Genomic DNA, 25,374 nt, shown 5'->3' with positions numbered 1-25,374 from the left:
TTTGTCAACAATCTGAGAGCTCTTTTGTTAAAGGGCTTTTTTTGTTAGGATAGAAAAAATGCGTGTAGGAAGGATCTGATGGAATGAAGGGGCTTCGGCGATTACAAAAGGGCGATAAGATCGGTATATTTTCACCTTCTAGTCCTGCATCAGCAACCTCGCCTCTTAGGTATGAGCGGGCGAAGAAGTGGCTTGAGCAAAAAGGATTCATTGTGGTTCCAGGATCATTAACAGGGAAAGAGGATTACTACCGTTCAGGTACAATTCAAGAACGAGCAGATGAGCTGAATGAGCTGATGGCTAGAGAGGACTTGGCGTGCATCATGTCAATGATTGGCGGGACGAATTCAAATAGTTTGCTGCCTTATCTTGATTTTGACCTGCTGAAACAACATCCGAAAATCATGATCGGTTATTCAGATGCGACAGCGATTCTACTAGCGGCGTACGAAAAAACGGGACTGCCTGTTTTCTACGGGCCTGCGCTTGTTCCTTCTTTTGGCGAGTTTGAACCGTTTGTTAATAATACATATCAGTCATTTGAGGACATCCTGATGTCCCAACAAACCATTCCTTATCAGATTGAAAAACCGCCTTTTTGGACAGATGAACGAATCAATTGGGAAGAAAAGACGCGTGACAAAAAACAGCGTCCGAATGATTGGCTGTGCGCCATAGAGGGACAGGCAGAAGGCAGATTGATCGGCGGAAACTTGAATGCGATGTACGGCATATGGGGAAGTGAATTCATGCCAGCGGTGAAAAACGGAGACATCCTTCTCATTGAAGATTGTATGAAAACCGCGTCGGTTGTAGAAAAGAACTTCTCTTTATTGAAAGTAAATGGAGTGTTTGAACGGGTATCAGGGATTCTTTTAGGAAAACATGAGCTGTTTGATGATGAAGGAACGGGCAAAGAACCTTACGAGATTTTACTTGAGGTGCTCGGAGAGACAAAAAGACCACTCATCGCTGATTTTGACTGTGCCCATACGCACCCAATGCTTACGATGCCAATCGGGGCACAAGTGAAAATGGATGCATCCTCCAAACAAGTTTGGTTAACAAAAGAGTGGATATAGCAAAAGAGCAGCCCGCGGCTGCTCTCCCAGCATGTAGACAAATCCTCGCATTCGGTGTCAGGCCTGCGTGCCGGTGCTCACGAATGTCAAATTCGCTCCGCGCCGGTACTCGTCCTTCCTAGGCTGCAAAGGTTTTCTATCACGCTGAAAAGAAGACAAATGGCTAAAATCAACATCATTTTAGCCATTTGTCAACCAATCTGAAAGAGCAGGCTGAGGCTGCTCTTCTTTATGAAACCGTCTCTTTTTCAAACGGCTGAAGGAGATCTTGCGCTTTTTTCCCCTCTACGACAATTAAGTAGTCAGACTCTAAATGAGTGAGCCTGAAGGTTTCAAGCTCTACGATGTTCTTAATGCTGCACATTGTTTTTTTAGAATACACATATATACGATGCTGAGCCTGCTGGCACTTTTCATAAAGAGAAATAAGCTTATGTAAATTCAACGCTTTCGCAGCGATTCGGATTGAATAGATTTGAGACATCTTCATATCCTCCTGTTAATTACTTTCTCACAATAGCTTTGTTACCCCCATTTGCACAAAGGTAAACCTTTCTTTATGATTTCCACTCAATGGTTCCTCCGCCCGTCCGCCGATTGCCCCTTATCGCAGACAGCTCTTCGACTAGACGGAGCAGAGCCTGATCCTTTAATTTTGCTTCAATCATGAAATCTACATCCCGGCCATACGGTTTTAATGCTTGAAAAAGCGGTAAGACAAAATTCATATCTACTCCATCTGCATGACTGCGTATAGCTTTTTCTGATTTTGGTGAAGAAAAATGGATTTTGGGCGGAATCCCAGTGTTTGTCCACGTGTCGAACATTCTTGGCAGGATGTCATCGAGTGCGGCATCGTCATCTTTATTTGCCACGTGATGATGGTAATCAAAAACAAACGGAATGTCATGCTTTTCACATACACCAAGCGTTTCGAGCGACGTATATGTTTTGTCATCGTTCTCAAGTGTCATTCTCGCTTTGATATGAGCTGGAAGCTGTTTGATATTTTCATCAAAGCGTTGAAGAGCCGATTCTTTATCGCCGTACGCCCCGCCTACATGAATGTTCATGTAGCCTTCCTTATCGAGCTTCATCGCCTCAAGCATCTGATAATGGTACGTCATATCGATGACGGCATTTTCTGTAATGGAAGGTTTGGGGCTAGTAAACAAGGTGAATTGATTGGGGTGAAAACTGACCCGTAAGCCGTGCCGTTTCACCAGCTTGCCGATCTCAAGAAATTCTTTGTGAAAAGGTGTCACAAAGTCCCAGCGCACCTCTGGATGGGTCGCGAGCGGGACGATCGAGCTTGAAAAACGGTAAAGCGGGATATCATGAGCAATGGCGAAATAAAGCGTTCTTAATGTATTCACGAGATTGGCCTTCGTTGTTCGCAATAAAGCCTCTTTTCTTTCTCCCTTAGCGAGCTTGCTGTATCTTGCAAAGGTCAGCAACTTGGCAGGAGAAGCTTCCCACAAGGTGACGGCATTGGATACATAACCAAATCGATAACGCATAGGTCATCTCCTTTATAAAAAATACGAGAACATGGCGGCAACCCACTCAAGCGGCCGAGTGAAAAGCGGACGCTTTGACAATGTTTCTTCTGTCAGGATCTCAGAAACCTCCATATGCTCCCGAATCTTTTCTTCTAAGTGTACAGTAAAAGCAGGATCATCAATGGCTACATCTACTTCTTCGTTTAAAAACAAGCTGCGTTTATCAAAATTCGCGGTACTAATCATACAGCGGCTGTGATCAATCAAAATGGCTTTAGAATGATAAAACCCTTTATAAAAACGATAAACAAGACATCCAGAGGCAATGAGGTCCTTCAAATAATGAAAGCCAGCCTCTTTGACAAGTGGATGATCCGCTTTCATTGGAATGATAATTTCAACTGTGACGCCCCGCTTTCGTGCATCAAGCAGCGCCTTCAGAAGAGGGGCTGATGGAATAAAATAAGGCGTACAGATGATGATCTGTTTCCTCGCCTGCTGAATATCTTGGAGAAATAAAGCTTCTAAAGAAAAGCCAGCAGTCGCGCGTGTTGTGCATTGTAATGTTCCCGGTTCCAATGCAGGGAAAACCTCATATTGCAGCTGATGAATGCCAGACGAACGGTACAAATCATTCAGAAACACATGCTGGAGATCTGCGACAACCTGTCCAGTCATCCGCAAATGATAATCCTTCCAAATACCAAATCGGCCTTTCTTCCCGACATATTCATCACCTATATTAAATCCGCCAATATAGCCAATTTTCCCATCAATCACCGTTATTTTACGGTGATTTCTCATGTTTAGACGGTAAATCAAAAAAGGAAAACGAGGCTTATTTAAAAAGTAAAATTGAATGCCGCTTCTTTCTAGCATGTCAATCGCCTTTTGATCAAACGGATAGGAGCCTAATCGGTCGGTCAGCAAAAAGACGGAAACTCCTTGCTCCGCTTTGGCTTTCAATGCTTGTAAGACCCTTTGACCAATCTTGTCGTTCTTTACAATAAAGAACATCATATGAATAGAAGAAGAGGCCTGCTGTATATCGGTAAGCAGCTGATCGAAAAATGGTTCGCCATCATGATAAAAGGCAGCATCGCCGCTTGTTTGGTCAAAAGACCGTTCAAATGCGTGAGTAGAAAAATATTTTCTCCCCATATAAAGGTCTAACATCACGAGCAAAACGATGGCAATGAGTACGAGTAGGATGATCAATGCGATCATGAAACTTCCTCCTTTTTTGCATATTTCAATAGTGTACCCAAACGTGTAAAAAATATTGACTGAATACTCATTCATTATTTATGATAGAGGTACAACATGGAAACGGAACAAAGAGGGTTTTGGGGAATGAAAGGGGGAGCAAGATGAATAGCCTTTTAATCATCAACTTGATCGCATTTGCGGCGGTGACCGCTTACGCAGTGTATTTGTTTGTTTATCTCATTCGAACACGAGCGGCTTATATTCGTCTTGGTAAAAAAGAAGAGTTTCAACAAGACATGAAGAAACGCTTAGAGCGTGTTTGGGTCAATGTATTTGGGCAAAAGAAGCTGTTAAAGGACAAGAAGAGCGGCATCATTCACGTGCTGTTTTTCTACGGATTTATCCTTGTACAGTTCGGAGCCCTTGATTTTATTTTGAAGGGGCTTATTCCAGACAGCGGGCTTCCTTTAGGTCCGGTGTACGGCGTCTTTACGTTTTTCCAAGAGATTGTCACACTTCTCATTTTAGTGGCCGTTGTATGGGCGTTCCATAGAAGATACGTGGAGAAGCTTGTCCGTTTAAAACGAGGCTTCAAATCGGGTCTAGTGCTCTTATTTATTGGCGGCTTAATGCTGACAGTCTTACTTGGGAACGGCATGAACATCATCTGGCATGGACACTCTCTATCACCAACTGAGCCAATCGCTTCTGGTATTGCTTTCTTGCTGGGCGGAATTTCACCTCTTGCGGCTGCGATTGTTTTTTATGCCGCATGGTGGGTGCATCTTCTTATTTTGCTGACCTTCTTAGTATATGTTCCGCAGTCAAAGCACGCCCATCTGATTGCAGGGCCTGTGAACGTATTTGTCAGCAGATTAGACCCGCCAGGCAAGCTGCAAAAAATCGATTTTGAAGATGAGACACAAGAGACCTTCGGTGTGGGGAAGATTGAAGACTTCCGTCAGTCTCAGCTCATCGATCTTTACGCTTGTGTGGAATGCGGGCGCTGCACGAATATGTGCCCGGCAACAGGGACAGGGAAGATGCTGTCTCCGATGGATTTGATATTAAGGTTAAGAGATCATTTAACCAATAAAGGGGCCGCTATTACATCAAAGACACCTTGGGTCCCGCAGCTTGCCTTCAAGCAGACAACAGGAAACCAGTTGGCACTGCAGGCGAGAGGAGCAGGTGCGGAAGAGTCGGCTGTCAGCTCGATATATCATCCTTCTCTTATTGGAGAGGTCATTACAGAAGAAGAAATCTGGGCATGTACGACGTGCCGAAATTGTGAAGACCAATGCCCTGTCATGAATGAACACGTTGATAAGATTATTGATATGCGCAGATATCTTGTGCTGACCGAAGGAAAAATGGACGCAGATGCACAGCGTGCCATGACAAGCATTGAGCGCCAAGGGAATCCGTGGGGATTAAACCGGAAAGAAAGAGAAAATTGGCGTGAACTGAGAGAAGATGTGCATGTGCCGACAGTGAAAGAGCTGAAAAAAGCAGAGCAAACCTTTGATTATTTATTCTGGGTAGGTTCAATGGGGGCTTATGACAATCGAAGCCAAAAGATTGCGCTTGCCTTTGCGAAGCTACTCAATGAAGCGGGGGTCTCCTTTGCGATCCTAGGCAATAAAGAGAAGAACTCAGGTGATACACCAAGAAGACTCGGAAACGAATTTTTATTCCAAGAGCTTGCTGCAAAAAACATTGAAGAATTCCAGAAAAACGGCGTCACAAAGATCGTCACGATTGATCCGCACGCCTACAACTTATTTAAAAATGAATATCCAGACTTCGGACTTGAGGCAGAAGTGTACCATCATACAGAATTACTGGCAGAGTTAGTGAAAGAAGGGAAAATAACACCTGTACATGAAGTAAACGAAGTGATTACCTTCCACGACTCTTGCTACCTAGGCAGATATAACGAAGTGTACGACCCGCCAAGAGACATTTTAAAAGCCATTCCTGGTGTGACGCTGAAAGAAATGGAGCGCAATCGTGAAACTGGTATGTGCTGCGGAGCAGGCGGGGGCTTAATGTGGATGGAAGAAGAGACGGGTACCCGGATTAACACTGCACGAACGGAGCAGGCGTTACAGGTACAGCCGTCCATCATCAGCTCAGGGTGTCCTTATTGCTTAACGATGCTGGGAGATGGGACGAAGGCGAAGGAAGTAGAGGAGCAGGTAGGCACATTTGATGTCGCCGAACTTCTTGAAAAATCAGTGTTTGGTGAGCCTGGAAAGCAGGTGTCGTAAACATGACAGGCCGATGAATAGGATGTTCATCGGCTTATCCATGGCGCTGTTTCATCAGCTGCCTAAATGATATGTAAGCGGTAACAAACGGGGAGGGGCATATATGAGTACGACGGTCATTGTATCTGGAGCAAGAACACCATTTGGAAAACTAGGCGGTGCTCTCAGTGGTTTGACTGCCGCAGAACTAGGCGGTATAGCGATCAAGGCTGCACTGGAAAGAGTTTCGGGTTCTCATGAAATAGATGAGGTCATCATGGGATGTGTGTTACAAGGAGGGCAAGGGCAGATTCCTTCAAGGCAAGCAGCAAGATATGCTGATCTTCCTTGGTCTGTTCCAACACAAACCATCAATAAAGTCTGTGCATCCGGAATGCGCAGTGTGACTGCAGCAGATCAAATCATTCGAGCCGGAGATGCTGAGGTCATCGCAGCGGGCGGTATGGAATCTATGTCTCACGCTCCTTATCTGCTAAAAAAAGCGCGATGGGGCTACAAAATGGGAGATGGTGCAGTACAAGATGCGATGATTTTAGATGGGTTAACCTGTTCGTTTACAGGCGTTCATATGGGTGAGTATGGAAGTATGGCTGCAAAGGAGCTCGGCATCACGCGCGAAGAGCAGGATCTGTGGGCACTCAGAAGTCATGAACGGGCCATCGAAGCGCAAAAAAACGGCTTTTTTCAACATGAAATCACCCCCGTCACCGTCAAAATAAAAACGGGAGAACGGCTGATCACAGAAGATGAGTCTCCGCGGCGTGATACGTCATATGAACGGCTGTCTAAGCTCATGCCTGTTTTTGATCAGAAGGGGACCATCACCGCTGGAAATGCACCAGGTGTCAATGATGGTGCAAGTGCGCTCCTTTTAATGAAAGACACGTATGCTGCACGGCATGACGTAAAGCCAATGGCAGTCGTTCTCGGTCATGCTCAGGTTGCTGTAGAGGCGAAGGATTTTCCGAAAACACCAGCCTTTGCTATCGAGAAGCTTTTAAAGAAAACAGGAAAGCGCCTAGAGGATATTGATTTGTTTGAAATCAATGAGGCCTTTTCAGCTGTGGCTTTGGCATGTGAAAAAATAACCGGGATCGACCGGCGGAAAATGAATATCAACGGGGGGGCTGTCGCACTCGGTCATCCGATTGGGGCAAGCGGAACACGCGTCATATTGACATTGATTCATGCATTAAGACAAAGAGGCGGAGGCCTTGGCATTGCGGCGATTTGCAGCGGAGGCGGTCAAGGAGACGCCATCATGATAAAGGTAGATGAAAAGGGAGGCGTTTATTGATGAGTATAGAAGAGACCGTTATGGTCGTTGGGGCTGGTCAAATGGGATCAGGCATTGCCCAAGTGTTTGCTCAGTCAGGCTATACAGTCCTGCTCCATGATGTATCAGAAAAGCAGATTCATCGAGCGATTTCCTCCATGACCAAACAACTGACGAAGCGGGCAGAAAAAGGAAAGCTGGCACATCAGGCAGTCCGAGATATTACGCAGCGGCTTGCCGTTTCCACAGATTTAAAAGACATGCAACAGGCTCATTTAGTCATAGAAGCCGTATCAGAACAAATGAGTGTGAAAAAACAAATCTTTGAAACACTTGATCAATTTGCAGAGGCGGAGGCCATATTTGCGACAAACACGTCTTCCTTGTCGATCACAGAATTAGCAGCTGTGACGAGCAGACCGGAGAAAGTGATTGGCATGCATTTTATGAATCCGGTTCCTGTCATGAAACTGGTTGAAGTCATTCGAGCACTGCAAACGAGTGATGACACATATCAAGTTGTTTATGAAACAGCGAAGACATTAAACAAAACCCCAATTGAAGTGGAAGACTTCCCGGGGTTTGTATCAAATCGCATATTGATGCCAATGATCAATGAAGCCATTTACACCCTGTATGAAGGCGTAGCAGATGCAGAAAGCATTGATGACGTGATGACACTTGGGATGAATCATCCAATGGGGCCGCTTCGTCTAGCTGATTTCATCGGACTGGATACATGTTTATTTATTATGAATACCCTTCACGAGGGACTTGGAGACAGCAAATATCGGCCTTGTCCTCTTTTGAAAAAATACGTGAATGCAGGCTGGCTGGGCAAAAAGACAAAGAGAGGTTTTTACACATACCACGACCACTCATAGGGGGAGTCAAGATGGATGTTTTGCTTACGGATAAACAGCGTCTCTGGAGAGAACAGACAGCAGAATTTGCACGCCAGCGTATATTCCCTGAAGTAGAAGCCATGGAACAAGGCCGGTTTCCAAACACCCTTTTAAGTGAAATGGGGCGGAAAGGCTATCTAGGAATTCCAATACCAGCTTCGTATCAAGGCTTAGGAGCAGATTTTACAACGTATATCATTGCAATCCATGAATTATCGAAAGTGAGTGCGACCATCGGTGTCATTGTGTCCGTTCATACATCTGTTGTGACGATGCCTATTTTGACTTTTGGAACGAAGGAACAAAAAGAAACTTATGTGCCGCCGCTTGCATCCGGGAAGAAGCTGGGCGCCTTTTGTTTGACTGAACCAAAGGCTGGATCAGATGCCTCCAGTATTCAGTTAAGAGCAGAGCGGATGGGCGGCGATTATGTATTAAATGGGACGAAAATCTTTATCACAAGCGGCGGAGAAGCAGAACTGTATCTTGTCTTTGCGGTGACCGATCCCGCTTCTGAGAGAAAAAATATATCGGCGTTCATTGTCGAGAAAGATACGCCGGGATTTACGATTGGAAAAGATGAGAAAAAGATGGGACTGCACGGTTCAAAAACAGTCACGCTTCATTTTGATGGCGTGCGGATTCCAAAAGATCAGCTGCTCGGTGCAGAAGGAGAGGGCTTTCAAATTGCCATGTCCAGCCTAAATGCAGGGAGAATCGGAATTGCGGCTCAAAGCCTTGGCATTGCAGAAGCCGCTTTAACCGAGGCAGTGACCTATTTAAAGAAGCATCCAGCAGGTCTTGAAACGACCATTCGGCTGGGCGATTTGGCGGCGAAGCTTGAGGCAGCCAAACTACTCGTCTATCAAGCGGCTTCTTTCAAAGAGGCAAATCGACCGGTCACAAAGGAAGCATCAATGGCAAAGCTATTTGCTTCAAAAACGGCGGTAGAGATCAGTACAGAAGCGATCCATTTGCTAGGCATGGATGGTTATACGAATCGCTATCAAGCAGAACGTTACTTTCGTGATGCGAAAATTTGTGAAATCTATGAAGGAACAAGTGAAATTCAAAGGCTGGTCATCTGTAAACAGCTAATATGAAACGAGGTGGCTCACGATGCAGTTCCAATTAAGTGATGAACATGAAATGATTCAAAAAATGGTGAGAGACTTTGCGAAAAATGAAGTGGAGCCAACAGCAGCAAAGCGAGACGACACAGAGACATATGATCCATCTATTTTTCGCAAAATGGCGGAGCTCGGTTTAACGGGTATCCCTTGGCCGGAAGACGTGGGCGGAATTGGCAGTGACTATTTAGCCTACGTCATAACAGTTGAGGAGCTTTCAAGAGTGTGCGCCTCTACAGGTGTCACCCTGTCCGCTCATACATCTCTTGCTTCATGGCCAATCTATACATTCGGAACAAAGGAACAAAAAGAGACCTACTTAAAACCGCTTGCAGAAGGGCAGAAGATGGGAGCATACGCACTTACTGAGAGCGGTTCTGGTTCAGATGCTGGCGGAATGAAGACAACGGCCGTCAAGGCAGGCAGTGAATATGTCCTGAACGGGGCGAAAATCTTTATTACAAATGGAGGCATTGCAGATTATTATATTGTGTTTGCCGTAACAGACCAAGAAGCTTCATCTCGAAATACAACTGCTTTTATTGTAGAAAAAGAGACACCTGGTTTTTCCGTTGGCAAAAAGGAAAGCAAACTGGGCATACGTTCTTCGCCAACAACTGAAATTCGATTTGAAGATTGCCGAATTCATGAAAGGAACCGGCTCGGTCAAGAAGGAGAAGGGTTCAAAATAGCCATGATGACACTCGATGGCGGCAGAAACGGCATTGCTGCACAGGCGGTTGGGATTGCGCAAGGCGCTCTTGATGCGGCGGTTGATTATGCCAAGGAGCGTAAACAATTTGGCAAACCAATCATTCAGCAGCAAGGGATCGCCTTTAAGCTGGCTGATATGGCAACAGCGATTGAAGCATCAAGGCTGCTTACTTATCAGGCGGCATGGCTCGAAACGAAAGGTCTTCCGTATGGGAAGGAATCTGCCATGTCCAAGCTCTTTGCCGGTGATACAGCGATGAAGGTGACGACAGAAGCGGTTCAAATCTTCGGCGGGTACGGCTACACAAAGGATTACCCAGTCGAACGATACATGCGTGATGCGAAAATCACTCAAATTTATGAAGGAACTCAGGAAATCCAGCGTCTGGTCATCTCAAGGAAACTGCTAGATATGTAGAAAACAAGCAAAGACCGCCTGAACGTGAGGTGGTCTGTTTTTGTTCGTCATGCAGTTTTCAAATGTAAGCGCATTGTCAATGTTCATCCATATCATCATCGTATTATGTTAAAATTAGGGAAAATATCAATATGGAGGTTATGATGATGAACTCAACAATTATGGGCATTTTGGCAATCGTCACGATGGTGATCTGGATCATGGTGTCCGCGGAGCTTTCCAAATCTCCAAAAAAGCAGGAAGAAAAAGAAAACAGCCGCAGAAAACTAATCGTACTCATGTCTGCTGGAATGTTATTCACGATTCCTGTCGTTGTCTCACTCATTCAGAACATCCCATTTTAAAACAGACGAGAAAAAACTGAACGACAAAAAGCATACCGTACACACTCTAGGTGCTCCCCGTGAGAAAAATCAAAAATTAACATCAATAAAGGTGGCATAAACTCCCCTAATTTGTTTATAATGAGAGGTATGGTTTGTCGTAAGAATAAGGTATAAGTACTTATTATTTCACTGATAAATGGATACATACATGTAATAGAAAGGGAGTGTCTGACCTTGAGTTTGAAAGAATACTCACAGGAACAGCTCAAACAAATGTCTTTAGTTGAACTTGCTTATGAAATTTTCAGAGACAGTAAAACACCAATTACGTTTTCCGAGTTAATAGATGAAATTGTCCGTTTGCAAGGAATACAAAAATCCGATCTAGATGATCGACTTGCTCAATTTTATACAGACTTAAATATAGATGGCCGCTTTATTTCGTTAGGTGATCAGAGATGGGGACTTCGCAGCTGGTATCCAGTTGATCAAATCGAAGAAGAAGTTCAGCCAGCTGTGAAAACAAAAGCGAAAAAGAAAAAATCAAAAGCAGCTGTCGTTGAAGATGACTTCGATGAGATCGAAGAGGAAGAAGAAATCGACGAGCTTGAAGAAGATCTTGATCTTGTTGAAGACGACGATGATCTCGACCTAGACGATGATGAAGAAATTGAAGAAGATCTTGAAGACTTCGACGAAGATGATGATGAAGATGATGACGGCTTAACGGAGATTGATGAAGACGATTTAGACGATGATGAGGAAGACAAATAACCCTCTCAAACCGGTCTTCAAAACAGGACAAAACCGTCTTGACTTTCGAGAGCGAACTATGTAGTATGTATTTTGGGCTCTCTAAAAAAGAGTACGTAAAGATACGTTCATTTACGCTCCCTTTCATTTATTTGAAAGGGAGCTTTCTTATTTTTCAAGAGATTTAGGGATACACTCTAAAAAGGATGAAGCTGTGCATGTGTAGACATGCAAGGGTAAAAAAGAGAGGAGCATACGAAATGACAAAGTATATTTTTGTAACAGGAGGAGTTGTTTCCTCACTTGGAAAAGGAATCACGGCTGCATCGTTAGGCCGCCTTCTGAAAAATAGAGGGATGGATGTTACCATTCAAAAATTCGATCCATACATCAACGTAGACCCAGGGACAATGAGTCCATACCAGCACGGTGAGGTTTTTGTCACAGATGATGGTGCTGAAACAGACCTTGACTTAGGTCACTACGAGCGTTTCATTGATATTAACTTAAACAAGTACAGCAACGTCACAACTGGTAAAATCTACTCTACTGTTCTGAAGAAAGAGCGCCGCGGTGATTACTTAGGTGGAACAGTACAGGTCATTCCCCACATTACAAATGAAATCAAAGACCGCGTGTACCGTGCCGGAAAAGAAACGGGTGCAGATGTGGTCATTACAGAAATCGGCGGAACAGTAGGAGATATCGAATCCCTTCCATTCCTTGAAGCCATTCGTCAAATGAAGAGTGACATCGGCCGTGAAAACGTGATGTACATTCATTGTACCCTTGTTCCTTACATCCGTGCAGCGGGTGAATTGAAAACAAAACCAACACAGCATAGTGTAAAAGAACTTCGCAGTCTTGGTATTCAGCCAAACGTCATCGTGGTCAGAACGGAAATGCCAATGACGCAAGATATGAAGGACAAAATTGCGCTATTTTGTGATATTGATACAAAAGCTGTTATCGAATGTCAGGATGCGGACACGCTATACTCCATTCCGCTTGATTTACAAAAACAAGGGCTGGACAAGCTTGTATGTGAACATATGAAACTTGACTGCCAAGATGCGGACATGACGGAGTGGACAGCGCTTGTTGATAAAGTGCAAAACCTTTCGAAACAAGTCACAATTGGTCTTGTAGGGAAGTATGTTGAGCTGCAAGATGCTTATATTTCAGTCGTTGAATCACTTCGTCATGCTGGTTATGCGTTTGATGCAGATGTTCAAATTAAGTGGATCAATGCAGAAGAAGTGACAGCAGAGAATATCGCTGATTTCGTACAAGATGTTGACGGTATTATTGTTCCTGGAGGCTTCGGAGACCGCGGAGTAGAAGGCAAAATCATTGCTACACAATATGCCCGTGAAAACAAAGTGCCATTCTTCGGAATCTGCTTAGGAATGCAAGTGGCCTCTATCGAATACGCGAGAAACGTATTAGGCCTTGAGGGAGCTCATTCAGCGGAAATTGATCCTGAAACAGCATTCCCAATCATTGACCTTCTTCCAGAACAGAAGGATGTAGATGATCTAGGCGGAACACTTCGTCTCGGTCTATACCCTTGTAAATTAAATGAAGACTCAAAAGCATTTGCTGCATACAATGACGAAGTGGTCTACGAACGCCACCGTCATCGCTATGAGTTTAATAACGAATACAGACAGCAAATGGAAGCAGCAGGCTTTGTCTTCTCAGGTACAAGTCCAGACGGACGTCTTGTTGAAATTATTGAGCTGAAGGATCACCCTTGGTTCCTTGCTTCTCAGTTCCACCCAGAATTTGTTTCAAGACCGACAAGACCACAGCCGTTATTTAGAGATTTCGTTGGTGCTTCACTTCAAGCATCTGAATCAAAATAAAACAAAAAACTGCCGAGAATATCACTTCTCGGCAGTTTTTTTATTCATATTCCTCAACTATTTCCTTCACAGTAAACGATAGAGCGTGGTAGACGTATAAGCAGGTCATTAAAGCAGGATAACCAAACCTTGTCCCATCTTCAGCGGGCACAAGCGGTTTCTTGAGCTGGAAATCAATGTGGACATCACAATACTCTTCAATCGTGGACGGCTCCTTTTGTGCCGGTCCTACACCAACAACGGGCGTCCCTTGTTCATGCAGTTCTTTGACAAGAGATTGAATTTCTGGATCTTCTGGGTCTGAATAAAATAGCAGCACCCTGTCACTTGGATGAAGTAAGCTGCGCTCCTTTTGATCGAGCGGCAGTACCTTCGCACCGGGAAATGGCTCCTTGCTTTCAGATGCCTCTAGGGCGACAGCAGCCAGTTCATTCTTTCCGTGAAAATAAACGGCATGTCCACTGACCACAGCCTGTGCAAGAAGGCGTGCACCGTCCTCAATCGCTTCAGCCTGCTTTTCTCCAATACGTGAAAAAATACCTGATAACTGGGTCGTAAAAATTTTTAACAAGACTCATTTCCTCCTTCGGTCAGATCATTTTATAATAGAATATAAAGAGAATATTAGGAAAAATGCTCAGAAAATGTCGTAAAGTAAACTATTATAATTAAAGGAAATGTGAAAATCAAACAGAATTATTTAACAACAGCTCTTTTTATGGCGAAAAATGAAAGCAATGGGGTGTAACAGATGAATGAGAAAATTTTAATTGTCGATGATCAGTACGGTATTAGAATATTATTGAATGAAGTGTTTCATAAAGAAGGCTATCAAACCTTTCAAGCTGCCAATGGACTTCAGGCATTAGATATTGTGAAAAACCATAGACCGAACCTTGTCCTGCTTGATATGAAAATTCCCGGAATGGATGGTATCGAAATTTTAAAACGAATGAAATTAATTGATGAAGACATTCGTGTCATCATTATGACAGCCTATGGAGAATTAGATATGATCCAAGAGTCCAAAGAACTCGGTGCATTGACGCACTTCGCTAAGCCTTTTGATATTGATGAAATCCGAGATGCTGTTAAAGAATACCTGCCGCTTGAAACAAATGGCTAGATGGAAATGATTGAATCGAGTCATTCTGTTGCCGATTTGTCGAATAATTGGTATTCTAGAAAAGAAGAAGAAAGCGATCTGACTTTGAAAGTTTACATATGGCGAGAAATTCTGGTCATGCTAGGGTGGAGAGCTTTTTTTAGCAAGCAAATTAGCTACATAGGGAGGATTTTTCATCATGCCTTTAGTTTCAATGACAGAAATGTTGAAAGACGCAAAGGAAAAAGGTTACGCTGTTGGACAGTTTAACTTAAATAACTTAGAATTCACGCAAGCGATTTTACAAGCTGCTGAAGAAGAGAAATCTCCTGTTATCTTAGGAGTATCTGAAGGAGCAGGACGCTACATGGGCGGCTTCAAAACAGTTGTCGCAATGGTTAAAGCGTTAATCGAAGAATATAATGTAACAGTTCCTGTTGCGATTCATTTAGATCACGGTTCAAGCTTTGAATCTTGTGCAAAAGCGATTCATGCAGGATTTACTTCTGTCATGATCGATGCTTCTCACCATCCATTCGATGAGAATGTGGAAACAACTGCGAAAGTCGTTGAACTTGCACATTTCCATGGTGTGTCTGTAGAAGCTGAACTTGGAACTGTTGGTGGGCAAGAAGATGACGTCATCGCTGAAGGCGTTATTTATGCTGATCCAAAAGAGTGCCAAGAGCTTGTAGAACGCACTGGTATTGACTGCCTTGCACCTGCATTAGGTTCAGTACATGGTCCATACAAAGGTGAACCAAACCTTGGTTTCGCTGAAATGGAAGAAATTGGTAAAACAACTGGTCTTCCACTTGTTCTTCACGGCGGAACAGGTATCCCAACTGCTGACATCAAGCGTGCAATTTCACTTGGTACAGCAAAAATCAATGTAAACACTGAAAACCAAATTGCTTCTGCGAAAGCAGTACGCGAAACACTTGCTGCAAAAACAGAAGAGTATGATCCACGTAAATATCTTGGACCAGCTCGTGACGCAATTAAAGCGACTGTTATCGGCAAAATGCGCGAATTTGGTTCTTCTAACCAAGCATAATTTGATGAGAACCGAAAGCCGCCTGAGTCACAGGCGGTTTTCTCCATATCTTGAGAAAGCGCAATCAAATTTACATTTCAGACAATTTATTGATAGGAGAGTGGCACAGTTATGTTATTTTTCGTAGATACAGCGAATATTGAAGACATCAAAGAGGCGCACGAGCTTGGCATTTTAGCAGGCGTCACAACAAACCCTAGTTTAGTAGCGAAAGAAAAGGACGTCTCATTCCACGACCGCCTTCGCGAAATCACTGACGTGGTATCAGGTTCTGTCAGTGCAGAAGTGATTTCCTTAAAAGCAGAGGAAATGATTGAAGAAGGAAAAGAGCTAGCTGCCATCGCACCGAATATCACGGTCAAAATTCCAATGACTACAGATGGCCTTAAAGCTGTCAAAGCATTAACAGACCTTGGAATTAAAACAAACGTCACATTGATTTTTAGTGCAAACCAGGCACTTCTAGCAGCTAGAGCTGGTGCGACGTATGTTTCTCCATTCCTTGGCCGCTTAGATGACATTGGCCAAAATGGTCTTGATCTCATCAGCGAAGTGAAAACTATTTTTGATGTTCATGGATTAGATACACAAATCATTGCTGCATCTATTCGTCATCCGCAGCATGTGACAGAAGCTGCGCTTAGAGGTGCTCATATCGGCACAATGCCGCTGAAAGTCATCAAGCAGCTGACGAAACACCCATTAACGGATGCAGGCATTGAGCAATTTTTAGCAGACTGGAATAAATAAATGATTGTGGCAGGCGGGATCGTCTCTCGTTTGCCGCAGTTTTCCTTATAAACGCTAAGAAATGTTTTGTGCAAAGAAGAGAACATCACAGCCTCGCAAAGCTTCGATTATTTTTCTTCCGACAAATTTCGTTTAACCTGTATTCTTTCTCTTGATATTGGCTAAATTTTGGACAAGACCTTTTAAAGCGCGACATCCACAAACAGTATAACTCCAACAGTGATCTTCTTTAAGAAGGGAGACAAATATGGAAAAGTTAAACATTGCCGGCGGTGATCCCTTGCGCGGGACCGTACATATTAGTGGTGCGAAAAATAGTGCTGTGGCACTGATTCCTGCCACGATTCTTGCTGATTCTCCAGTAACCATTGAAGGCCTTCCGCATATATCAGATATCGACACATTGCGAGATCTGTTAGAAGAAATTGGCGGAAAGGTCACTTTTGAAAAAGGTGAAATGGTTGTGAATCCTGTTTCCATGATCAGTATGCCGCTTCCTAATGGAAAAGTGAAGAAACTGCGTGCATCCTATTATTTAATGGGCGCCATGCTGGGCAGATTTAAGCAGGCTGTCATCGGACTGCCAGGAGGATGCCACTTAGGACCTAGGCCGATCGATCAGCATATCAAAGGCTTTGAAGCACTTGGAGCCGAGGTGACAAACGAGCAGGGTGCGATTTATTTGCGCGCTGAAAAATTAGTCGGAGCCCGGATTTATCTTGATGTTGTCAGTGTAGGTGCGACGATCAACATCATGCTGGCAGCCGTACTGGCTGAAGGAAAAACCGTGATTGAAAATGCTGCAAAGGAACCCGAAATTATTGATGTAGCGACACTGCTTGCAAGCATGGGAGCCAAAATCAAAGGTGCGGGTACCGATGTCATTCGAATCGAAGGTGTAGAATCTCTTCATGGCTGTAAGCATTCAATCATCCCTGACCGCATCGAAGCAGGAACATTTTTAATAGCTGGTGCAGCGATGGGAGATGAAGTTGTACTTGATAATGTGATCCCAACTCATTTAGAATCAATTACGGCGAAACTTAGAGAAATGGGGTTCACCATTGAAACGAGCAACGATCAGATGCTGATCGTTGGCAGAAACGAAGGACTCAAGCCTGTCGATATCAAAACCCTTGTGTATCCGGGCTTTCCGACTGACCTTCAGCAGCCGATGACGGCGCTGTTAACAAAAGCAAAAGGCACGAGTGTGGTCACAGATACGATCTACTCAGCCCGCTTTAAGCACATTGACGAATTGCGTCGAATGGGTGCAAACATGAAGGTCGAAGGAAGATCTGCTATTATTACCGGACAAACACAGCTCCAAGGAGCAAAGGTCAAAGCAAGTGATCTGCGTGCAGGCGCTTGTCTTGTTGTCGCAGGGTTAATGGCAGACGGTGTGACCGAAATCACAGGGCTTGAACATATAGACAGAGGATATAGTTTGCTTGAGAAGAAGCTTGAAGGCTTGGGTGCAACCATCTGGCGTGAAAAGCTGAATGACCAAGAAATAGAAGAACTTCAAAATTCATAAGGCTTTGACTGTGAGAGGAGATTTGGACAAAAATGGAAAGAAGTTTATCGATGGAACTAGTACGGGTGACAGAAGCAGCTGCATTAAAATCTGCCCGTTGGATGGGAAGAGGATTAAAAGACGAAGCGGATGATGCTGCAACAAGTGCAATGCGTGATGTATTTGACACCATTCCGATGAAGGGAACAGTGGTCATTGGCGAAGGAGAAATGGACGAAGCACCAATGCTTTATATTGGGGAAAAGCTTGGGAACGGATATGGACCTCGCGTGGATGTCGCTGTTGATCCATTAGAAGGAACAAACATTGTGGCAAGCGGCGGCTGGAATGCCTTAGCTGTCATTGCAGTTGCAGATCATGGCAACCTGCTGAATGCACCTGATATGTACATGGATAAGATCGCAGTAGGTCCAGAAGCGGTAGGCTGCATCGACATTGAAGCGCCTGTCATTGATAATCTTCGCGCTGTTGCAAAAGCAAAAAACAAAGATATTGAAGATGTGGTTGCAACGATTTTAAACAGAGATCGACATGAGAAAATTATTGCTGAACTGAGAGAAGCAGGAGCAAGAATTAAACTGATCGACGATGGTGACGTTGCAGGAGCCATTAATACAGCATTTGATCACACAGGTGTTGATATTCTATTTGGTTCAGGTGGAGCGCCTGAGGGTGTCCTTTCTGCTGTTGCGTTAAAGGCACTTGGTGGTGAAATTCATGGTAAGCTTCTTCCTCAAAGTGAAGAAGAACTAAGACGCTGTGAGAAAATGGGACTGGATGTTGGGAAAGTCCTCAGAATGGAAGATCTCGTAAAAGGAGATGACGCCATTTTTGCAGCGACAGGTGTAACGGACGGAGAATTACTTAAAGGTGTTCAATTCAAAGGCTCTGTTGGAACAACACATAGTGTTGTCATGCGTGCGAAATCAGGTACGGTTCGTTTCGTAGACGGCAGACACAGCTTAAAGAAAAAACCGAATCTTGTCATTCGTCCGTAATCTGAAAGCGGGTATTCATTACCCGCTTTTCATATAGGTGTCAAATGTATATCATTTTCTTTTAAAAGTTGAATATTCTCTGCAAATGAGGTAAAACTAAAGAGTGCTGCGAAATTTTCTGCGAATTTACTTCTTTTAAGCTTCAACAAGTTTAAATACTGCCGCATCATGACGATATACTCATTATCCTTCTCTATGTTGACAAAGCTCTATTTCACATTGTTCCTATCTTTCACGATAAAACGAGTGGGAGCGTTACCATCAGAGCGAGGTCATTCCAACAACAACGGAATTAAAAGCTAATCAAATACAATGGTCATGCATTTGTAAAGAAATACATTGACTAGAAAAGTGTGGTGTCCATATTGAAAGATGTATCGATTTCATCTTTGGAAAATATGAAATTAAAAGAGCTGTATGAGTTAGCAAAACGATACAAAATCTCTTATTACAGCAAACTAACAAAAAAAGAATTAATTTTTGCCATCTTAAAGGCGAACGCTGAGCAAGAGGATCTCTTATTTATGGAAGGGGTTCTTGAAATTATTCAGTCTGAGGGATTTGGTTTCTTAAGACCGATTAACTACTCCCCAAGTTCTGAAGACATTTATATTTCAGCTTCACAAATCAGACGCTTTGATTTACGAAATGGAGATAAAGTGTCTGGAAAGGTACGACCTCCAAAAGAGAATGAACGCTACTATGGCCTCCTTCATGTAGAAGCGGTAAATGGGGACGACCCAGAATCAGCAAAGGAACGTGTTCACTTTCCTGCACTCACACCGCTATTTCCTGACCGTCAAATGATTCTTGAAACACAGCCTAATCACCTGTCTACTAGAATTATGGACATGATGGCGCCAGTTGGATTTGGACAGCGTGGTTTAATCGTTGCACCGCCTAAGGCTGGGAAAACCATTTTGCTTAAAGAAATTGCCAACAGCATTTCTGAAAATCACCCAGAGGCAGAGCTGATTGTCCTTTTGATTGACGAACGCCCAGAAGAAGTAACAGATATCGAACGTTCTGTTGCAGGGGATGTTGTTAGTTCAACCTTTGACGAAGTACCGGAAAACCACATTAAAGTAGCAGAGCTTGTCTTAGAGCGTGCTATGCGTCTTGTTGAACATAAGAAAGATGTCATCATCTTAATGGACAGCATCACAAGGCTTGCTCGTGCATACAACCTTGTGATTCCGCCAAGCGGCCGAACGCTTTCAGGCGGTATTGATCCTGCGGCTTTCCATCGTCCAAAACGCTTCTTTGGTGCTGCGCGTAACATTGAAGAAGGCGGAAGCTTGACGATTTTAGCCACTGCTCTTGTTGATACAGGATCACGTATGGATGACGTGATTTATGAAGAGTTTAAAGGAACTGGGAACATGGAGCTTCATTTGGACCGTTCTTTGGCCGAAAGAAGAATTTTCCCTGCGATCGACATTCGCCGTTCTGGTACGAGAAAAGAAGAACTGCTTGTGCCAAAAGAGCATCTTGATCGTTTATGGGCGATGAGAAAATCGATGTCAGATACACCTGACTTCGCTGAGAAGTTCATGCGCAAAATGAGAAAAACAAAGACAAACCAAGAATTTTTCGATATTTTAACGCAAGAATGGAAACAAGCCAATATGTCTGCATCAAGAAGATAGTTTCTCTGAAAAAATACATTTGCAATCATAGACTCACACTGTTATAATTTTATCATGTGCGTTTCAGAATTTATTTCTGAGATATTAACTCTGTTTCCGAATTGGATTCAGGGCGGAAGGAGATGACAGTAGATGAAAACAGGAATTCATCCTAACTACAAAAAAGCTACAGTCAAATGCGCTTGTGGAAATGAGTTTGAAACTGGATCAGTAAAAGAAGAGGTACGCATCGAGATTTGCTCTGAGTGCCATCCTTTCTATACAGGCCGTCAAAAATTCGCTTCTGCTGATGGACGTGTTGACCGCTTTAACAAAAAATACGGTCTTAAGTAATAATAGATACAATAAACAGGCAGGAATCCGTTCTTGCCTGTTTTTTTACGTGGATTGATGGAACTTTAAAACGGGGGAGAAGACCTTATGTATGTGATGAAACAAAGCGGTTGGCTTGAAGTCATCTGCGGCAGTATGTTTTCTGGAAAGTCGGAAGAATTGATTCGGAGAGCCAAAAGGGCCACCTTTGCCAAACAAGAAGTAAAAATATTCAAACCATCAATTGATAACCGATATAGTACAAGCTCAGTTGTGTCACATAACGGTTCATCATTAGATGGGATTGCAGTAGCCTCACCAAAAGACATAATAACGCACATATCAGAAAGAACCGATGTCATTGGCATTGATGAGGTGCAATTTTTTGATGAGACAATCATTGACATTGTCACTCAATTGGCTGACCAAGGCTATCGAGTCATTGTTGCAGGCCTGGATCAAGACTTCAGAGGAGAGCCATTTGGTGTTGTTCCGCATTTAATGGCATGTGCAGAGCTTGTAACAAAACTTCAAGCAGTTTGTTCGGTATGCGGCTCCCCAGCGAGTAGAACACAACGCTTGATCGACGGTAAACCCGCATCCTATGATGATCCTATTATTTTAGTAGGTGCGCAGGAATCATACGAAGCACGATGCAGACATCACCATGAAGTACCAAGACTTGATGTTGGTACAACACTTGACAAATAAAAAAATAGCAAATGCCGCTGTGTTTCGTTTTTCGAGATTTTGGCTGAACACCCATCATTTGTACTTAAATAAATTAAATAACACTACGATTAAATTATCTAATTTTCAACGCTTGCGTTTTGTCATAAGCAGGCATAAAATGACTAACTGTAGTGTAAAGCATTTAAACGAAAAGTTCGATTTCTTGTCATAATTTTTTTGATTAAGGATTTTTCTCCTTAATCGTTCTTTGGATTAATAGTTCACTTTATTTATATTTTAGAAAGAGGGTAGTTTTTGATGAACAACGTGAAGAAAACAAAAGAAGGGTACCTCGAAACCACTTTGACAGGTAAAGATGTATTATCGATTCCAACGTTGAACAAAGGCGTTGCTTTCTCTGAAGAAGAAAGACAAGAGCTTGGACTAGAAGGCTTACTTCCTCCAACGGTTCTAACTTTAGAACAGCAAGCGGAAAGAGCGTACAAGCAGTTTCTAGCTCAGCCGGATCGTCTTCGTCAAAACGTATACTTAAGTGATTTGCAAAACCGTAACGAAGTATTGTTCTACAAGCTTCTAACAGAAAAGCTTCGTGAAATGCTTCCAGTTGTGTACACACCAACTGTTGGTGAAGCGATTCAAGAATACAGCCATGAATACAGAAGACCTCATGGTGTCTATCTTTCAATCGATGACATTGACGGAATCGAGAAAGCATTTGAAAACTTACACGCAACTGCTGGAGATATTGACCTCATCGTTGCAACTGACTCTGAGAGTATTCTTGGAATTGGTGACTGGGGTGTTGGTGGTATCAATATCGCAATCGGTAAATTAGCTGTTTACACGGCTGCAGCAGGTATTGATCCTAGCCGCGTGATTCCAGTTGTATTAGATGTTGGAACAAACAATGAAAAATTATTGAATGATCCATTATACATCGGGAACCATCACAAACGTGTACAAGGTGAAAAATATGAAGAATTCATTGATGCTTATGTGAAAGCAGCACTTAAATTCTTCCCGAAAGCATTGCTTCACTGGGAAGACCTTGGAAACAAAAATGCGCGTAACATCATGAAAAAATACAACGATAACATCTTAACGTTCAACGATGATATTCAAGGTACTGGTGCCATTACTTTAGCGGGTGTTCTTGCAGCTGTCAAGAAAACTGGTACTCAATTGAAAGATCACCGTGTTGTCATCTTCGGAGCTGGATCAGCTGGTATCGGAATTGCAGATCAAATGCGTGACACAATGGTTCTTGAAGGTCTAACAGAAGAAGAAGCAAACAATGCATTCTGGACATTAGACTACAGAGGATTGCTAACAGATCAATTTGAAGATGAAGTACTTGATTTCCAAAAACCATACCTTCGTACTTCTGATGAAGTAGAAGGCTGGGCACGCGATGAAAAAGGACAAATCTCATTTGCTGAAACTGTTCGCAGGGTGAAGCCGACGATCCTTATCGGTACATCAGGTCAAGGCGGCGCATTCACTGAAGAAATCATTAAAGAAATGGCAGCTCATACAGAGCGTCCAGTGATCATGCCAATGTCTAACCCAACACCGCTTGCTGAAGCTGTGCCAGAGGATCTATTCAAATGGACTGACGGCCGTGCGCTTGTTGCAACAGGAAGCCCGTTCGAAAACGTTGAGTATAACGGAATTGAACATGAAATCGGACAATCAAACAATGCGTTCGTTTTCCCTGGACTTGGTCTTGGTTCAATCGTAACAGAATCAAAAATCATCACAAAAGGCATGTTCGTTGCTTCTGCGAATGCAATTGCTGAAATGGTTGATCATGAGAAACCAGGTGCTGGTCTTCTTCCAAGTATTGATAAATTGCAAGAAGTGTCAATTCATGTGGCTGTTGAAGTAGCGAAAGCAGCAATTAAAGATGGTGTCGCTAGAAAAACACCTGATAACATCGAACAAGCTGTGAAAGACGCAATGTGGATTCCTGAATATAAAAAAATTGTAAGAGCATAATAAAATGTGTAACGCGGCATTGCTTCGGGTAATTTAAGCAATGCCGCAATAAAAAAAGAAACACGTAAAGGATTTAAGGAGGAAGAGTAAGGTGGACTTTTTAAATATTTTGATCCTCCTAGCACCGATTTTTTTCGTTATCGCGCTGGGTTGGTTCGCAGGGAACTTCGGCAGCTATGACGCTAAATCTGCAAAAGGTGTAAGTACACTTGTTACAAAGTATGCTTTACCAGCGCACTTTATCGCCAGTATTCTGTCAACACCAAAAGATAAATTCTATAGTCAAATTCCATTTTTCGTTGCATTGATTTTCGGAATCGTTGGTTTTTATATCATTATCCTTTTAGTTACAAAATTTGCTTTTAAATATGATTTAACAGATTCTTCTGTTTTCTCATTAAACTCAGCACAACCGACCTTTGCATTTATGGGGATTCCGGTCTTGGGCAGTTTATTTGGGGCTCAAGAAGTCGCAATTCCGATTGCGATTACCGGAATAGTTGTAAATGCATTGCTTGATCCAATTGCTATTATTGTGTCAACTGTCGGTGAAAAAACAAAAGGAAAAGCCAAAGAAGGCGAAAGTTTCCTAAAAATGACGACAAAAGCAATTTTGCACGGTTTATCAGAGCCGCTTGCACTTGCGCCGTTAGCCAGTATCATTCTTGTTCTTTTAGGATTTAAACTTCCTGCAATCGGACATGAAATGTTAGAGGAAATTGGCAGCGTTACATCAGGGGTTGCGCTATTTGCAGTCGGTGTCACTGTTGGTATCCGAAAAATTAAATTAAGCTTGCCAGCCTTCAGTATTGCATTGCTAAAAGTAGCTGTACAACCATTACTTATGTATTTTATTGCCGTTCTTATGGGTCTTTCGGCTGATGAAATTACAAAAGCTGTATTGCTTGTTGCCTTCCCAGGTTCAGCTGTTGCAGCAATGATCGCAACACGATTTGAAAAACAAGAAGCGGAAACTGCATCCGCATTTGTGATCAGTGCCATCATGTCACTCATTACATTACCGATCATTATTGCACTTACCGTATAATATAGTAGAAAGGCTGCCAAACGAGGCAGCCTTTCTTAGCGAAAAGAATGAAACAGAGGGAAGAGTACACGCTTTTTTTTGATGTCGGGGTGTGCGATTTCCTTTTTTTCTTCTACTTGTGACGGTTGTTTCAAGGCTGCGGCGAGGCGGTCAAATTTTGTGGATAAGTCTTCAATTTCTCTGCGGTGCTGAAGCAGCTGATACGATACACCTTCATCTGCCTTTTTAGCCAATTTCCGTTCAAGCTCTTGCAGGCGGTCTTCTACATCAGTGACGTGTAATTGCTGCTGAATGAGCGCTTTCACTTGTTTTTCTAATGCTTCAATCCGCTGTATAGAGACATCAGCTTCGGCAGCAGGTGCTGATTGACGAACGGTTTCCTTATGGATTGGCAGTTGAATATCTTGGAGGATCACACCTTCACTCATTTGGTGTTTGACCTCTTTGAGCAGCTGTACAATATCTTCATGAAATTCATAATGTCCAAGTTCATTCCGGGCGACAGGGATGTTGAGCTGTTTGACCCAACGCTGAATCGTCTTTGAAGAAACACCAATTTCCTTTGCAACCTCATTTGTATTCAAACCAAATGCCCTCCCTTTTTTCAATTACAAGTACCATTCTCTTTAAGGAGTTCCTGTTCCTTCACGTTAGACAAAACAAGTAACCAATCGCCAAAGATCGTGTTTTCTAGCGAAAAATTGCAGGAATTCAATTGTTTTGGAAATTTTTTTGACTGTCATACCCCGCTATACTATAATTAGACTGTTA

General features: G+C 43.1%; 24 protein-coding genes. 19 read left to right on the top strand and 5 right to left on the bottom strand.

What is annotated here, in order from left to right:
* Positions 1-83 precede the first annotated feature (83 nt).
* Positions 84-1,082, top strand: a complete 999-nt coding sequence (locus tag MHH61_RS07090; protein ID WP_025093867.1) for a S66 peptidase family protein — start codon at positions 84-86, stop codon at positions 1,080-1,082.
* 229 nt (positions 1,083-1,311) lie between these two features.
* Here the strand turns inward: MHH61_RS07090 and MHH61_RS07085 are convergent, their stop codons facing one another.
* The 3 genes from MHH61_RS07085 to cls form a co-directional block, all read right to left on the bottom strand.
* Positions 1,312-1,566, bottom strand: a complete 255-nt coding sequence (locus tag MHH61_RS07085; protein WP_024423759.1) for a hypothetical protein — start codon at positions 1,564-1,566, stop codon at positions 1,312-1,314.
* Positions 1,567-1,639: 73 nt separating this feature from the next.
* The gene (gene uvsE / locus MHH61_RS07080; protein ID WP_125585847.1) at positions 1,640-2,602 is read right to left on the bottom strand and encodes a UV DNA damage repair endonuclease UvsE; all 963 of its coding nucleotides are present in this window, start codon (positions 2,600-2,602) and stop codon (positions 1,640-1,642) included.
* Between the two features lie 12 nt (positions 2,603-2,614).
* Complete coding sequence (gene cls / locus MHH61_RS07075) at positions 2,615-3,811, bottom strand: cardiolipin synthase (protein ID WP_125585849.1); 1,197 nt, start codon at positions 3,809-3,811, stop codon at positions 2,615-2,617.
* Between the two features lie 143 nt (positions 3,812-3,954).
* On the opposite strand from cls, the gene MHH61_RS07070 reads away from it, so the two are divergent.
* The 8 genes from MHH61_RS07070 to pyrG all read left to right on the top strand — a co-directional run bounded on the left by MHH61_RS07070 (position 3,955) and on the right by pyrG (position 13,456).
* Positions 3,955-6,066, top strand: a complete 2,112-nt coding sequence (locus MHH61_RS07070; RefSeq protein ID WP_125585851.1) for a heterodisulfide reductase-related iron-sulfur binding cluster — start codon at positions 3,955-3,957, stop codon at positions 6,064-6,066.
* A gap of 103 nt (positions 6,067-6,169) precedes the next feature.
* Complete coding sequence (locus tag MHH61_RS07065) at positions 6,170-7,363, top strand: acetyl-CoA C-acetyltransferase (protein ID WP_087977767.1); 1,194 nt, start codon at positions 6,170-6,172, stop codon at positions 7,361-7,363.
* On the top strand, positions 7,363-8,226 hold the full coding sequence (locus tag MHH61_RS07060; RefSeq protein WP_024426355.1) for a 3-hydroxybutyryl-CoA dehydrogenase: 864 nt from the start codon (positions 7,363-7,365) through the stop codon (positions 8,224-8,226). The genes MHH61_RS07065 and MHH61_RS07060 overlap by 1 nt, the downstream gene beginning before the upstream one ends.
* A gap of 11 nt (positions 8,227-8,237) precedes the next feature.
* Positions 8,238-9,350 (top strand): acyl-CoA dehydrogenase family protein, encoded by a 1,113-nt coding sequence (locus MHH61_RS07055; protein WP_125585853.1) that lies wholly within the window; start codon positions 8,238-8,240, stop codon positions 9,348-9,350.
* Between the two features lie 16 nt (positions 9,351-9,366).
* Positions 9,367-10,509: an acyl-CoA dehydrogenase gene (locus tag MHH61_RS07050; protein ID WP_125585855.1), complete on the top strand. Its 1,143-nt coding sequence runs from the start codon at positions 9,367-9,369 to the stop codon at positions 10,507-10,509.
* A gap of 146 nt (positions 10,510-10,655) precedes the next feature.
* Positions 10,656-10,853, top strand: coding sequence for a hypothetical protein (locus MHH61_RS07045; RefSeq protein ID WP_024423752.1), 198 nt, complete (start codon positions 10,656-10,658; stop codon positions 10,851-10,853).
* 216 nt (positions 10,854-11,069) lie between these two features.
* Positions 11,070-11,609 (top strand): DNA-directed RNA polymerase subunit delta, encoded by a 540-nt coding sequence (gene rpoE, locus MHH61_RS07040; protein ID WP_024423751.1) that lies wholly within the window; start codon positions 11,070-11,072, stop codon positions 11,607-11,609.
* A gap of 239 nt (positions 11,610-11,848) precedes the next feature.
* Complete coding sequence (gene pyrG, locus MHH61_RS07035) at positions 11,849-13,456, top strand: glutamine hydrolyzing CTP synthase (protein ID WP_024423750.1); 1,608 nt, start codon at positions 11,849-11,851, stop codon at positions 13,454-13,456.
* A gap of 40 nt (positions 13,457-13,496) precedes the next feature.
* Here the strand turns inward: pyrG and MHH61_RS07030 are convergent, their stop codons facing one another.
* Positions 13,497-14,027, bottom strand: coding sequence for a DUF2529 domain-containing protein (locus tag MHH61_RS07030; protein WP_056765558.1), 531 nt, complete (start codon positions 14,025-14,027; stop codon positions 13,497-13,499).
* A 180-nt stretch (positions 14,028-14,207) separates the two neighbouring features.
* Here MHH61_RS07030 and MHH61_RS07025 point away from each other — a divergent pair, with 180 nt between their 5' ends.
* From MHH61_RS07025 to MHH61_RS06980, 10 genes are all read left to right on the top strand, one after another.
* Positions 14,208-14,582, top strand: coding sequence for a response regulator (locus tag MHH61_RS07025; RefSeq protein ID WP_003214681.1), 375 nt, complete (start codon positions 14,208-14,210; stop codon positions 14,580-14,582).
* 178 nt (positions 14,583-14,760) lie between these two features.
* A complete protein-coding gene (locus tag MHH61_RS07020; protein ID WP_024423748.1) occupies positions 14,761-15,618 on the top strand; it encodes a class II fructose-bisphosphate aldolase in 858 nt (285 codons plus the stop codon).
* Between the two features lie 111 nt (positions 15,619-15,729).
* Positions 15,730-16,368 (top strand): fructose-6-phosphate aldolase, encoded by a 639-nt coding sequence (gene fsa / locus MHH61_RS07015; RefSeq protein WP_024426351.1) that lies wholly within the window; start codon positions 15,730-15,732, stop codon positions 16,366-16,368.
* Between the two features lie 247 nt (positions 16,369-16,615).
* Positions 16,616-17,905: a UDP-N-acetylglucosamine 1-carboxyvinyltransferase gene (locus MHH61_RS07010; RefSeq protein ID WP_024423746.1), complete on the top strand. Its 1,290-nt coding sequence runs from the start codon at positions 16,616-16,618 to the stop codon at positions 17,903-17,905.
* Positions 17,906-17,937: 32 nt separating this feature from the next.
* Entirely contained in the window at positions 17,938-18,903 is a 966-nt protein-coding gene (gene glpX, locus MHH61_RS07005) for a class II fructose-bisphosphatase (RefSeq protein ID WP_012011567.1), read from the top strand.
* A gap of 365 nt (positions 18,904-19,268) precedes the next feature.
* On the top strand, positions 19,269-20,552 hold the full coding sequence (gene rho / locus MHH61_RS07000) for a transcription termination factor Rho (RefSeq protein WP_008354975.1): 1,284 nt from the start codon (positions 19,269-19,271) through the stop codon (positions 20,550-20,552).
* A 132-nt stretch (positions 20,553-20,684) separates the two neighbouring features.
* Positions 20,685-20,885: a 50S ribosomal protein L31 gene (gene rpmE, locus MHH61_RS06995; RefSeq protein ID WP_003215407.1), complete on the top strand. Its 201-nt coding sequence runs from the start codon at positions 20,685-20,687 to the stop codon at positions 20,883-20,885.
* A gap of 87 nt (positions 20,886-20,972) precedes the next feature.
* The gene (locus tag MHH61_RS06990) at positions 20,973-21,575 is read left to right on the top strand and encodes a thymidine kinase (protein WP_024426350.1); all 603 of its coding nucleotides are present in this window, start codon (positions 20,973-20,975) and stop codon (positions 21,573-21,575) included.
* A gap of 279 nt (positions 21,576-21,854) precedes the next feature.
* On the top strand, positions 21,855-23,555 hold the full coding sequence (gene malS / locus MHH61_RS06985) for an oxaloacetate-decarboxylating malate dehydrogenase (protein WP_024426349.1): 1,701 nt from the start codon (positions 21,855-21,857) through the stop codon (positions 23,553-23,555).
* 91 nt (positions 23,556-23,646) lie between these two features.
* Positions 23,647-24,603, top strand: coding sequence for an AEC family transporter (locus MHH61_RS06980; RefSeq protein ID WP_024423743.1), 957 nt, complete (start codon positions 23,647-23,649; stop codon positions 24,601-24,603).
* Positions 24,604-24,638: 35 nt separating this feature from the next.
* Here MHH61_RS06980 and racA read toward each other — a convergent pair whose 3' ends face one another.
* Positions 24,639-25,187 (bottom strand): chromosome-anchoring protein RacA, encoded by a 549-nt coding sequence (gene racA / locus MHH61_RS06975; protein WP_024426348.1) that lies wholly within the window; start codon positions 25,185-25,187, stop codon positions 24,639-24,641.
* Positions 25,188-25,374 lie beyond the last annotated feature (187 nt).

This window comes from Bacillus sp. FSL K6-3154 (assembly GCF_040869395.1).
In the GTDB taxonomy this organism is placed as follows: domain Bacteria; phylum Bacillota; class Bacilli; order Bacillales; family Bacillaceae; genus Bacillus; species Bacillus safensis.
The sequence above is the reverse complement of the archived record's forward strand: the minus strand, read 5'-3'. Positions and strand labels throughout refer to the sequence as shown.